11 protein-coding genes are annotated in these 12,803 nt (G+C 48.1%); 7 read left to right on the top strand and 4 right to left on the bottom strand.

Going from position 1 to position 12,803, the window contains the following annotated elements; genetic code table 11:
* Together QEP07_RS06470 and QEP07_RS06465 are read right to left on the bottom strand one after the other, a co-directional pair.
* Entirely contained in the window at nucleotides 1-1,248 is a 1,248-nt protein-coding gene (locus tag QEP07_RS06470; protein WP_285009140.1) for a YaiO family outer membrane beta-barrel protein, read from the bottom strand.
* A complete protein-coding gene (locus tag QEP07_RS06465) occupies nucleotides 1,241-2,464 on the bottom strand; it encodes a GAF domain-containing sensor histidine kinase (RefSeq protein WP_285009139.1) in 1,224 nt (407 codons plus the stop codon). Before QEP07_RS06465 ends, QEP07_RS06470 begins: the two co-directional genes overlap by 8 nt.
* Nucleotides 2,465-2,570: 106 nt before the next feature.
* Here QEP07_RS06465 and QEP07_RS06460 point away from each other — a divergent pair, with 106 nt between their 5' ends.
* Genes QEP07_RS06460 through QEP07_RS06450 form a run of 3 tightly spaced genes read left to right on the top strand, consistent with a single transcriptional unit; the run spans nucleotide 2,571 to nucleotide 5,012 of the window.
* Entirely contained in the window at nucleotides 2,571-3,470 is a 900-nt protein-coding gene (locus tag QEP07_RS06460; protein WP_285009138.1) for a DUF6263 family protein, read from the top strand.
* Between the two features lie 13 nt (nucleotides 3,471-3,483).
* Nucleotides 3,484-4,155: a 3-keto-disaccharide hydrolase gene (locus tag QEP07_RS06455; protein WP_285009137.1), complete on the top strand. Its 672-nt coding sequence runs from the start codon at nucleotides 3,484-3,486 to the stop codon at nucleotides 4,153-4,155.
* A gap of 2 nt (nucleotides 4,156-4,157) precedes the next feature.
* Nucleotides 4,158-5,012: a LamG-like jellyroll fold domain-containing protein gene (locus QEP07_RS06450; RefSeq protein WP_285009136.1), complete on the top strand. Its 855-nt coding sequence runs from the start codon at nucleotides 4,158-4,160 to the stop codon at nucleotides 5,010-5,012.
* On the opposite strand, the gene QEP07_RS06445 is transcribed toward QEP07_RS06450, so the two are convergent.
* Nucleotides 5,002-5,250 carry a hypothetical protein gene (locus tag QEP07_RS06445; RefSeq protein ID WP_256004321.1) on the bottom strand — a complete coding sequence of 83 codons (249 nt, stop codon included), beginning with the start codon at nucleotides 5,248-5,250 and terminating at the stop codon, nucleotides 5,002-5,004. The genes QEP07_RS06450 and QEP07_RS06445 overlap by 11 nt on opposite strands.
* A gap of 110 nt (nucleotides 5,251-5,360) precedes the next feature.
* On the opposite strand from QEP07_RS06445, the gene QEP07_RS06440 reads away from it, so the two are divergent.
* The 3 genes from QEP07_RS06440 (at nucleotide 5,361) to QEP07_RS06430 (ending at nucleotide 11,070) form a co-directional block, all read left to right on the top strand.
* A complete protein-coding gene (locus QEP07_RS06440) occupies nucleotides 5,361-6,962 on the top strand; it encodes a PAS domain-containing sensor histidine kinase (protein WP_285009135.1) in 1,602 nt (533 codons plus the stop codon).
* 69 nt (nucleotides 6,963-7,031) lie between these two features.
* Entirely contained in the window at nucleotides 7,032-9,128 is a 2,097-nt protein-coding gene (locus tag QEP07_RS06435; protein ID WP_285009134.1) for a CehA/McbA family metallohydrolase domain-containing protein, read from the top strand.
* A gap of 91 nt (nucleotides 9,129-9,219) precedes the next feature.
* Complete coding sequence (locus tag QEP07_RS06430; RefSeq protein WP_285009133.1) at nucleotides 9,220-11,070, top strand: glycoside hydrolase family 2 protein; 1,851 nt, start codon at nucleotides 9,220-9,222, stop codon at nucleotides 11,068-11,070.
* Here the strand turns inward: QEP07_RS06430 and QEP07_RS06425 are convergent.
* On the bottom strand, nucleotides 11,067-11,720 hold the full coding sequence (locus QEP07_RS06425; protein ID WP_285009132.1) for a DUF6266 family protein: 654 nt from the start codon (nucleotides 11,718-11,720) through the stop codon (nucleotides 11,067-11,069). The genes QEP07_RS06430 and QEP07_RS06425 overlap by 4 nt on opposite strands.
* A 441-nt stretch (nucleotides 11,721-12,161) precedes the next feature.
* Here QEP07_RS06425 and QEP07_RS06420 point away from each other — a divergent pair, with 441 nt between their 5' ends.
* On the top strand, nucleotides 12,162-12,749 hold the full coding sequence (locus tag QEP07_RS06420) for an RNA polymerase sigma factor (RefSeq protein WP_285009131.1): 588 nt from the start codon (nucleotides 12,162-12,164) through the stop codon (nucleotides 12,747-12,749).
* Nucleotides 12,750-12,803 lie beyond the last annotated feature (54 nt).

The following is a 12,803-nucleotide window of genomic DNA, read 5'->3' as shown; positions in this document are numbered from 1 at the left end:
TCAGAAGCGTCTCATATAACCAATCCCCACATCGATCTGATTGCCCTTCGTGTTCACAAGATATTCCTGGTTATCCAGTCCCACGTTTAAGGTCAACACATTAAACGTCTTAACCGCCTTGCGAAACCCAAGATTAATATTGTTCGACCTCAGTTTAAAATCGGTATTTCCGATCAGCACATTATTCTGGGGGTTATCTGGTGAAACTCCGGTACCCAGACGCAAACTCAGATAATCATCCGCTCCGCCGTAGTAATATCTCGTAGTCAGCGCAAAAGACCTCGAAATATTTTTATGGGCGGGTGTCAGGAAGGTTCTCAGGTTAAACCACAGACTTTTATAATATTTGCCTACCGAAGCAGTGTATATCCATGTTGCCTCACCGAAGTTAAGATAACGAAAACCAGCCTCTGCTTCAAAAGCGGCCGGCAGGTTCGCGTATAATGAAAAGCCTGCACGATACTTTGGAAACACTCCAACGTCGTCCGAATAGCCACCGCTAATATAAGCCTGGAAGGTCTTTGAGATCCGTGGATAGGCATCCAGCTCAAACTGCAGACCGTTACTTCTGAACCGGTTCGCATAGTTTATTCTGGCGGTAACCGAACCCAAGCCTGTTTGTCTGCTGTAATCAAGACTTGCCAAATGCCAGGGGTCATCAAACTGTTTATCGAAATACACAAAATCATAGGTTACACCCATCCTGTTTTTTGAAGAATTTTCCCTTACCCTGGCTGCGAGTGCGCGGGCCTCGGTATCGCCCGGTGTTGCTTTTAGTACAATTTCAAGGTCAGCGTTTGCTTCAGACCACCTTTTGAGATCGTTAAGGATTTTTGCCCTGAGCAAGAGCAGATCCCGCGCCTTAGGATCAATACCAAGACCCTTGTTCGCATATTCAAGCGCCTTAAGTGAATTATTTTCCCAGAATTCAAGGCTTCCGATTGCCAGTAAGGCGTCCAGATGATCCGGTTCAGCAGACAGCACACGATGGAACTCCCGGCGTGCGCTGTCGGGTTCATCGTTCCAGGTGTATAACCTGCCAAGAAATATCCTAATATCCGCATAATCAGGGCTCATAGTTAGGGCAGACTTTGTTATACGAATTGCTTCCGCATAGTTTTTTTCCTCAAAAGCAAGCTTCCTGGCCTGTTGAAACAGTTCGTCGGAGCTTTGCCCGGACTGTGCCCTTGCCGTTACAGCAAAACACAGCATTACTGCAACAAAGAAACAGCTGAAAGGTCTACACATTGTTTTGCGGGATAAGTACAAGAAAAGTTGTTCCCTGTCCGGGTGCTGAGTTAATGCTTAGGCTTCCTCCCAGGCCATTGATGAGGTGGCTAACCAGTGAAAGCCCGAAACCGTAGCCCTTTTCTCCTGAAGTGCCTGCGGTCGACTTAGCCCCGCCGCTCATAATATTGTCTATCATTTCCTGGTGCATGCCCGTTCCTGAATCTGAAACACTGATACTAAGTATATTTTGATGTGATTGTACAATCAAATTCAGTACCACATGCACACGTCCATTTTTACCGGTAAACTTTATAGCGTTAGATATCAGGTTGCCCGCGATTTGCAGCAGCTTGTTGCGCGAGAACGGAATATGTTCCGCACCTTTCATCAGCTCAATGTCCAGCTGAACACCTTTATTAACAGCCTGTGGTGCATAGAGCTTCTGTAGCTTTTCTGCGAACACGTTCAGATTGAATTGATTCTCCTTTAAGTTTCGAACAGCACTTTCCTCGGTCAGTATTTCATCAGCCAGCTCAAGTACCGATTTGCTGCTCCTGTTGATCAGGTTAATGAATTCGAGCACCTCTTCCAGCTTAACGCTTGAACCTTGCTCCGCGATAATCTCCGATAAACCAATAATCCCGGCCAGCGGGCCTCGAATGTCATGCGCCACTTTCTTTTTAGACTCATTCGCATCCTTCACCTTGGTCCGCAACGAATCGATTACCTTATGGACGTTCAAACGGTTTACGATCTCGTTTGCAATGATTTTAAGCAGCTCGACTTTTTCCGGTGTCAGCGATTTCAGCTGCGTGTCAAGCACACAAAGAGCGCCCAGGTTTGCCCCATCATTATTTTTAAGCGGCACGCCGAAGTAGTACCTCAGGGAAAGCGGATCCTTTACATAAAAATTCTCCTTAAAACGCTCATCTGCCGAAAGATCTTTAACCTCAAAATGATCGTCTCCCATGATGGTATACTGGCAGGCCGACTCCTCTCTGGTCATTTGATCTATTTCCAGGCCATGTCTGCCCACGGTCCACTGCGTAAAAGAGTCGATCAGGTTCACTAAAGAAATGTCTGTGCCTGCAACTTTTGCAGCCAGGTGCGTCAGATCTTTAAAATTTTCGGATAAACTAGCATAATCCAGGTCAAGCTCAGACAAGCTGATGATGCGTTCCATTTCGTTTCCCGGAACTGGGTATTGTTTTTCGTTCACTGGTAAATAGGTCATTGATTAAGTAATTCTTTTCCTAAAATAAACGAAATAAAGCAACCTGCCAATACAATCCGCATTAATCTTTTGCTATCTTGCAACAGCATTAACGCTACATAACCTGATGAAAACAACTTTAAACATCCTCGCCCTTTTGCTTCTTTGCCTCTCAGCACAGGCCCAAAAGCACACACTGCAACTTAATCTTAAAAAGGGAGAGGTTTACCCCCAGAGAATGACCATTCACAGTGTAGTTAAGCAGGCCGCTGCCGGTCAGACTATCGATATTACTATTGATATGATCAGTTCCGTTGAATATAAGGTTAACAATGTCACGGCTGAAGGTTATGTGTTTGACGCCACTTATAAGGAGCTTTCCATGAAGGTGGCTTTTCCAGGTGCTGCAATGAGTTTTTCTTCGGGGCAGACCGGTGCCGATGATATGGTATCCCGTCTCCTGAATAACATTGTAGGAAAACCGTTTCAAATCAAAATGACCAGACTTGGTAAAATTACCGATGCAACAAACCTCCAGCAGATATTGGAATCAGCGTTTAAAGAATCCTCCGGTCTCAGCGAAGAGCAGCGGGGTCAGATCTCTGGTGCGTTCGGCACAGAATCCTTTAAAAGAAATCTGGAATCGTTTTCAGGCATATATCCGACCCAGGCTGTAGCTAAGGGTGATACCTGGACGGTACACCACGAAGCACCAGGCAACATAGGAATGAGCATGGACGCGAAGTACACACTTTCCGAAACAACCGCTACCCATTATGTATTGAATGCAAACTCTACGCTCAATACCGACACGCAGCAATCAGTAGGTGGCGACAGGACGGCGCAGGTCGTCCTTGGCGGTACTCTGACAGGCAACCTTAAACTTGACCGCAAAACTGGCTGGGTCTCCGATGGGAAGATCACCACCTCCATGAAAGGAACCACAACCATGAGCAAAGCCGGTGCGGACGGCGAAGACGTTAAGATCCCTATGGAAATGACCATGGAGATGAGCATTAATAAATAATTTTAAACCTTAAATGTACAAATCAATAGCCCTGTTCACATTGCTGCTGTTTGGCCTGTCAGTAAGCGCCCAGCAAACCAATCTTAAACCACTGTTCAACGGCAAGGACCTTACCGGCTGGACGAAATATATACAAAAGCGGGGGCTCAACACCGATCCCAAGAAAGTGATTTCGGTAGCCGATGGCAGCATCTATGTTACCGGAGAAGAGTTTGGATATGTGGCGACCAATAGAGTTTATCATGACTTCCGTCTGCTGCTCGACTTCAAGTGGGGTACTAAGAAGTTTCCGCCAAGGGAGCGCGACAAGCGCGATGCTGGTATCTGCTTCCATGTAGGCGAAAATGATAACCGCATATGGCCGAAGTCGGCCGAGTTCCAGATACAGGAAGGAGACGTAGGCGATCTTTGGTTAATCGACAGCGTCACTACCTTTATTGAAGGCTTGCAGACGGAGCCTAAGGACTATGCCAGGGTTGCGAAAACCAAAGATGCTGAACGGAAAAGCGGGGAGTGGAACTCACTGGAACTGATCTACCGCAACGGACGGTTCCGGTTCATCGTCAATGGCATTATTGTAAATGAAGGAGAATATCTGAGTGTTTCCAACGGCAGGATCCTGCTTCAGTCGGAGGGTGCGGAGATATGGTACCGCAATATCCAAATTGAAGAATATAAAGACTGATCATGAAAATAACCGTCCTCTCAGTGCTTTGCCTGGCAGCTGTTTCGGCAGGCGCGCAGCAGATGAGCAAAAAGTCGCTCATTCTCGATCTTAATGCCGACAAAGGCGTGTTTGCCAATGAACAGAATCTCGTCTACAAGTGGCAAAACCAGGTAAAGACCTTTCCGGCAAGAGATTTTGAGAAGCGCGATGAAGGGCGGAAGGTTCCGGGGTCGGGATGTCCAAAGCTATTAGCAAAAGTACCTGAATTGAACGGACATAACAGCATTGCCTTTAAACAGCAGGAACTGGTCAACATGGACGAAGATGCTTTTGATCACCTGATCCAGGGCACCGGCTATACCTGGTTTGCGGTTCTGAAGCCAGGAAAGCAGCCGGGCGAACTGAAAGACGTCAACTGTTTCTTCGGTAACCTTAGGAACAAACCAAACAACGAAGGCTTCTGGGGTGGCTTTGCCGACGACAATACCTTCTGGATGAGCAGCAGGAATGCCATAACGTTCGGCCGCTGGGATAAGAATAATCCGTACGTAGCCTCCAAAAAGATCCTTAGTCAGAACCGGTACTACCTCATCATGGGCCGCATGGGCAAGGGTACAGATACGGTGATGCTTTCGCTTTACCTGAACGAGGGGGCCGCCCCGATCGCAGTGCACCCCTTTCCCGTTAATCCAAGAGCCAATTCCTCAAAAATGGCGGTCGGACAGGAGAGGGATGCTATTGAACACCCGGGCAGGGAGTCTTTCATAGGCGAAATGGCCAGGTTCATGGTGTACGATCGCCCCTTAAGCGATGAGGAGATGATCATGGCTGCAAAGCAGCTCCGTCACTACTACAACATTCCGGTTATGCCCTAGGCTCAGCTGTAGCGTATACCACTTCAAATCCACCATACATTGCCATATCAGCCGTGTGAAGGACTTTTAGCTTGAGTTTTAAGCGCTCAATAAGTTCTTTGGCAAAAGTGATGCTCCTGTGGATATCATTCGTCCCCCTTATTTCAATGCCTCTGGAAAGCATTTTAAATTTATTAGGTTCAAACTTTTCAATGAATTTCTGCAGGTCTGCATGATAGTTTGTGTTTGGATTTTGCATAGTTTTTATTTCGTATGTATCCTAAAGTCAGAACACCGGCTAATTGTTTGAGATAATTTTTAAAAACAAAATAGTTCGAATCCATATTTGTGTATTGATATTATGCAGATATGAAGAAAAGACAGCCTTTAATATCCTCAGAGTCTCAGTTCGTTGCAATGGCCGCACAGGCCCCTGCAATGGTGTGGGTTTCGGGACCCGATAAACTGGCTGTTTACTTTAATGAGGGCTGGCTTGGGTTTCGGGGCCGAACCCTTCACGACGAGGTGGGTATCGGATGGTTTGAAGGGCTGCATCCCGACGACGCCGAAAGCTTTCAGAACAACTACAGCTCGTCATTCGATGCCCGGAAGGAATTTCAGATCCGCTGCCGGCTGCAAAAACATAACAAAGAGTTCCGGTGGGTTGTACATCATGGTGTGCCGCTTTTTAGTGCAGAAGGCGACTTTATCGGTTATGCCGTAAACTGTATGGATGTGCATACTTTCTTCAGGTCGGCCCTTCCCGAGGAGCAATCTGTCATTAATGAGGAACTGCAGCATTCTAAGCAGGAGCTGTTTCTGCTCAACAGTGAACTGGAAGAGCGAATACTGGAACGCACGCTCGACCTTGCCGAAAGCGAGCATCGGCTGCGTACCATTGTAGAAAGCGCTCCTTTTCCTATCGGTGTTTACGAAGGCCGCGAAATGCGGATCGTAATGGCCAATAAGAGCATCATAGAAGTATGGGGAAAGGGAAGTAACATTGTCGGTAAACGTTACAGGGAGGTACTGCCTGAACTCGAAAGTCAGGGGATCTATGAGCAGCTCGACCGGGTGTACATGACCGGCGAACCTTATCATGCCAGAAATCAGCAGATCGACCTGGTGGTCGACGGGCAGATGGGCTCGTTTTTCTTCAACTACAGTTTCACGCCGATCTATGATACCAACGGGCATATCTACGGTGTAATAAACACCGCTGCCGACGTCACCGACCTGCAAACTGCGTTGCAGAAGATCGAGAAGAGCCAGGAAGAACTTAGGCAGATTGACCAGCAGAAGGACGACTTTATCGGTATAGCGAGTCACGAACTGAAAACACCGCTGACTACCCTTACGGGCATCGTACAGTTGCTTCACAGAAAACTGCAGGACAGTCCCGATCCATTCATCTCCGGGGCAATGATCCGCGCAAATAACCAGATCAAGAAGATGATCAGCCTTATTCATAGCTTTCTGAATATCTCCAGGCTCGAGTCGGGCACCATAGTCATCGAGAGTGAGCGCTTCTCCATCAACAAGTTGATCAAGGAGATGGTAGAGGAGATACAGATGACCTCCCCATATCACGACATTATTTATTCCGATTGCGAGCCGGTTACCGTATATGCGGACCATGAAAAGATCGGATCGGTAATTTCAAACCTGCTCAGTAACGCCGTAAAGTACTCACCGCGTGGTAAAAATATTGAAGTGAAATGTGTGCGTTCAGGCGATATGCTGCTCACCAGCGTCGCCGACGAAGGTATGGGCATAAAACCGGAAGATGTCGAAAAGATATTCGACCGTTACTATCGCGTAGAATCTGATCATACCAGGTCTATTTCGGGCTTTGGCATCGGTTTATATTTAAGTGCGGAGATCGTTAAACGTCACGGCGGCCGCATCTGGCTGGAGAGCGAGAAGGGCATAGGCTCAACGTTTTATTTCACCCTTCCGGCTGCCGACTGAGATTATTTTTATATCTTGAGCCTTCAAATGGCTCCAGGGCCGCTTTTGTAACCAAATTAACTACACAATATGAAGAAAAATTTAGCGCGTATCTTCGGATTGCTGCTAATCGGTATTTCTGCGGGTTCCTCCCTTTCCGCGCAGATTAAAGCAGACATCAAAAATTTTGATCAGAAAAATGAAGCCGTTGTTAGTCAGCAAGGGCACATCCTTAATTTAAGCTGGCCGGCCGGCAATGGGTCTACCGGAAAAGTGCAGTTCGACCTGCAAAATGGCAAGCCGCTTTTTAAAGTCATCAGCATCGGTAAAGGAGCCGCGCAGAAAAACATATCAGAAGGGGTAGATCCGGCGTTCCTGCTCAGTGTGGGGAAACGCGACCTGATGTCGCAAAACGGATGGAACATCTTTTTCGATAAGGTTCCGCTGAGGCCCTACAAGACCTATACGGTAGAGCTTAAGAAAAACTCAGCCTCAGTCAGAACGGTAGGAAGCCGCACCGTCGTGCGCATCGGAAAGGTTAAGGCCGATCGTTTCTCGGGAGATCTGGAAGTGACTTTCTATAACGGAAGCCCAATGTTTAACATCGCTGCCGTAATGAGTACCGATGTAGATGCTACGGCAATCGTATACGATGCAGGTCTTATAGACCGCGGTGGCAGCTGGAAAAACGTGGTGTGGACGAGCACCGATGAGAAGATGCAAACTGCAGCAGTTGTGGCCAGCGATAATGCGACCAATCTGAAAGTAAGATATCGCAGCATTGCCGCACAGGGCAAAGAAGGAACGCTCGCCGTATTCCCGGCCCCGCACCAGTACTTCTATCCGCTCGATGAAGCTTTCAACCTGAAGTTTACCTGGTATGGCAACAAATACCGCGATCAGCTTAACGGCTACGGCATCGGTATCCGGCAGGATCTGGAGGGCGACCGCCGCTTTGTGCCATGGTTTAACGCCCCGCCTAAAACACAGCAGCGGCTCAATTTCTTCTGTCTGATCAGCGATCAGGGCAATGATGATGCCTTTGCGCAGATCAAACGCTTCACCAATAACGATACTTACGCCAAGCTGCCCGGCTTCAAAACCATGTCGAGTCACTTCCACAACGAGTTCATCATGAGTGTTGTACTGGCAGGCAAACCAATCCCTGAAAAGCCGGAGTTTGTCGACGTATTTAAGCGAGGCGGCGTAGATATGGTACACCTTGGTGAGTTCCATTACACGGCCAACCCTAAGGGCCCAGATTCCCTGCGCCTGCGCGAACTGAAAGCATTGTTTGAGCAGTGCGAGCGTTTGTCGGACGACCAGTTTCTGCTGATACCCGGCGAAGAGCCTAACGAATTTTTTGGCGGACACTGGCTGCAGATATTTCCAAAGCCCGTATACTGGGTGATGTCGCGCCGCCGCGATGTACCCTTTGTTGAGAACAAGCCCGGTTTCGGAAAAGTATATCATGTAGGCAACAAGGAAGAGATGCTTCGCCTGCTCGAAGAAGAGAATGGCCTGGCTTGGACCGCGCATGCCCGTACCAAAGGATCAGTAAACGCACCGGATATCTACAACCACGAAGCTTTCTTCAAATCAGACCGCTTTATGGGTGCTGCCTGGAAAGCGATGCCCGCCGATCTCTCGCAGCCTCGTATGGGTAAAAGGGTGCTCGACCTGATGGACGATATGAACAACTGGGGCGAAAAGAAAACAGTAATTGCCGAGGCCGACTTGTTTACCATTACGCACGAAAACGAGATGTATGCCCACATGAATGTGAACTATATGATGCTAGACAAGCTGCCCAAGTACAGCGAAGGCTGGCAGCCGGTAGTAGATGCCATGCAGAAAGGTAAGTTCTTCGTGTCAACAGGCGAAGTACTTATGCCACAACTTACTTTCAACGGTAAGATCTCAGGTGAAACCTTCTCGCTGAATGCTGGCGGACTGGCAGATATGACGCTTAAGCTGCGCTGGACTTTCCCGATGAACTTTATTGAGATCATCTCGGGCGACGGCGAGAAAGTATACCGCGAGCGCATCGATTTATCGAAAACCAGAGCATACGGCGAGCAGGTGTTTAACCATAAAGCGAAGCTGGCTGGTCGTAAATGGGTTAGGGTAGAAGCCTGGGACATCGCTGCCAATGGTGCCTTCAGTCAGACCTTCCACATCAAATGAGACAAAAGATTAAAACTATGAGACGGATCTGAATCCAACATCCTGTTTAAAAGACAATATTTGAGGTTAACTTTTAAGAATAAAACAAACAATGAACAAAAACCTGTTATTATCTGCTGCACTCTCCTGCATGGCTTTGTATGCCAGTGCGCAGACGAATCAGTGGAAGCCTGTCCCCGGCAAAATCATGTCGCCCTGGGCCGAAAAGGTAGATCCAACAAATGTACTTCCTGAATACCCGCGCCCGCAAATGGAGCGTGCTGCCTGGAAAAACCTGAACGGGCTTTGGGACTACTCGATCACCCCTAAAGAGGTATCGGCCAAGCCTAAAAGCTTCCAGGGTAAGATATTGGTTCCCTTCGCTGTAGAGAGCGCGCTTTCCGGTGTAGGTAAAACCGTGGGCAAAGACAGTGTGCTTTGGTACAATACCACTTTTACCGTGCCCGCCAATTTGAAAGGCAAGACCTTGTTGCTGCACTTCGGGGCGGTCGACTGGCGCTCGGAAGTTTACGTAAACGGCAAAAAGGCCGGTACGCATGAGGGCGGTTTTGATCCGTTCAACTTCGACATCACCAAGCTTGTAAAGGGCTCCGGCAAACAGGAACTTACCGTGAGGGTATGGGACCCGACCGATCAGGGTCCGCAGCCGCGCGGTAAGCAGGTGCGCAAGCCAGAAGGAATCTGGTACACGCCTGTAACCGGTATCTGGCAAACCGTATGGCTGGAAGGCGTAGCACCTACTTACCTGGCCAACGTGAAGCAAACTCCGGATATCGACGCGCAAACGCTGACCGTAGAGCCTAAGGTAAGCAATGCCAAGGCAGGCGATCAGGTGCGGATCTCGGCATGGGATGGAGGCAAGAAGGTAGCAGAAACGACCATAGATGCTTCTTCTACAGCTAGCCTGAAAATCAGTAACCCTAAGCTCTGGGATACCAAAACGCCATTCCTGTACGACCTTAAGGTTGCCGTGGTTAGAGGAGGCAAGGCCATCGATAGCGTAAAAAGCTATTTCGCTATGCGTAAAATCTCCCATGCGCCCGATAAGAATGGTATTCAGCGTATGCTGCTTAACAATAAATTTGTATTCCAGTTTGGCCCTCTCGATCAGGGATGGTGGCCAGATGGTTTATACACCGCGCCGAGTGATGAGGCATTGGTTTTTGATGTGATCAAGACCAAGGAGATGGGCTTCAACATGATCCGTAAACACATTAAGGTAGAGCCTGCAAGATGGTACCATGCCTGCGACAAACTGGGTATGCTGGTTTGGCAGGATATGCCAAGCGGCGACCTTGGAAACCGCTGGGACAGTCGGCCAGGTGTATACGGCAGAGCAACAGACAAAAACCGTACTGCTGAATCTGAAGGTTATTACCGTAAGGAATGGACCGCCATTATGGATGCGCTGCATAATTCACCAAGCATCGTGGTTTGGGTACCTTTCAACGAAGCATGGGGGCAGTTTAAAACCGTAGAGATCACGGAGTGGACCATGAAGAAAGATCCTTCGAGATTGATTAACGCTGCCAGCGGCGGTAACTTCTTCCTGACAGGTCACATCATCGACTTGCACCACTATCCGGAGCCGGCTATGCCTACACCCGAACTGTTCGGTAAAGAGCGTGTCCTCGTACTCGGAGAGTACGGCGGTTTAGGATTGCCTGTCGACGGCCACGTATGGCAGCAGAAAGACAACTGGGGTTACCAGAGCTTTAAGACAGCCGACGATATGTTTAAACGCTATTCCACCTTCATAGACGACATGAAGAAACTTATCGACGACGGTCTTTCGGCTGCGGTTTATACACAAACCACCGACGTAGAAGTAGAGACCAACGGTTTCATGACCTACGATCGTAAAGTCATTAAAATACCCGTACAGCGTTTGAAAAGCGTAAACGACAAACTGTATACGGGCAACAATGCGCTAATGCCTTAAAAAGGGCGCTTAACCCATACGCTATTACTCACTTGAAGCCTATCATACGCTATAAAAGCGATATAGGCTTCAAGTGTTTTAAGGGAATACCCCGCTGGCAATTCCATAAAATCACTGCCATCCCGGCGCTTTGCTCCGCTAAGTTCCATAAAAGCTTCCGGAATGCCTGAGCTATTCAGGCCTTGCGGGAAAAACACCAGCAGCATTGCCCGGTTGCGGTGATAACATTGTTCCAAATCATCAGGCATCTCCCAACTGAACTCCACGCCGCCCGGTAAGAGCTCAAGCGACGGATTAACCGCTGGAGGCAAGTCGCCTTTCGAAACCAGCGCCGCGCTGTAGTTCATCTCAATATCCGGATATGCACCCTGCAACGCATGAACCTTATTATATGCTACGGCCGCATTGTAAGGATTGCTATCGCTCTCTTCGGTTACCCCTGCAAAGCCCAGTTTGATGAATGGCACGAAATTCCTCAGGAAGGCATTCACAACCGTCATACGCTGGTAGTTGGCCAGCATCTTTGGTGTAGGTGGTTTGGTTCGCTCACCAATGATGCGCGTTACGTTCTTGCCGTTTAATGTATAGCTCACCAGATTTCCGATACGTCCGTGTACAAAGCCAAACGGACCTGCTGTAAGTTTTCCCATAATGTTCTTTTTACTGTATATGTTGCTTAGGCAAAGTACGGTACAATATTACCCGGGGCCGGGGCAAAGCGCACCAGAACAGGCTTTTCTCCTATTAACTTTTGATGGCGTAGCGATGGTTCAATGAACCTTGTATGATCGTTGAATGATCCGGGGATCATTCAACCATTGTTCAACCATCGGTAAGCGAGCGTTAGTAAGTCGTGTTGTACTAGTTCGCCTTCAATATAAGAACCCGAATAGCCAAAGCGGAACTTTCGTCCCGAATTGTCTTGATATTAAAGAAGCGGCTCCATAAATATCGTTTTTGTTGCTTCAAACATACAAAATATGACCAATTTTGTTGTTTTCACACGACAAAATCGGCAAACTTGTTGACATTCGATAATTGTGTATATTTGAAGCAAATCAATCAGTAGTATAGTTTAATACCGCCAGACAATGGCACTAAGACCATTACATAACGAAGCTGAGCTACTGAAAGAAGTGGTAAAGGGAAACGAAAGTGCCTTTGCAGAGCTCTTTTATGGATACCATCAGCAGTTGGGCGTGTACGTGCAGATGCTTACGGGCTCTAAAGAAATGACCCAGGAGATTGTGCAGGACGTTTTTGTGAAGGTATGGATGAACAGGGAAGCGCTGGGCACGGTAGACAAGTTTACCTCCTACCTTTTTATTCTGACCCGCAACTATACCTTAAACTGTATACGCAAGAGCAGCCGGGAGCAGGCACAGATCAGTTCTTATGGCATCGAAGCACTGAAAGATGAGCTGGAACACCCCGAAGATAAATCGCTGTTAGACGACCCGGAATATATCAGCCTGGTAGAGCGCGCTGTGGCTCAGCTGCCGCCCCAGCAACAGAAAGTTTTCCGCCTGAGGCAGCAGGGATTAAAGAATCCGGAGATTGCCAGGGAAATGGACATCTCTACAGAGTCTGTTAAAAAGTACCAGCAATGGGCGTTAAAGGCCGTAGCCGAGTTTGTTAAGGCCCACGCCGCACTCTCCGTGCTGCTGTTCATAAAATAAATTTCAAATCACATATCCCCTTTTTTATCCCCGCTGTGTCTTTAGGGTAAAGAA

The sequence above is a fragment of the Pedobacter faecalis genome (assembly GCF_030182585.1).
Lineage (GTDB): Bacteria > Bacteroidota > Bacteroidia > Sphingobacteriales > Sphingobacteriaceae > Pedobacter > Pedobacter faecalis.
Note: the sequence above shows the minus strand (reverse complement) of the source record. Positions and strands in the feature narration are given on the sequence as shown.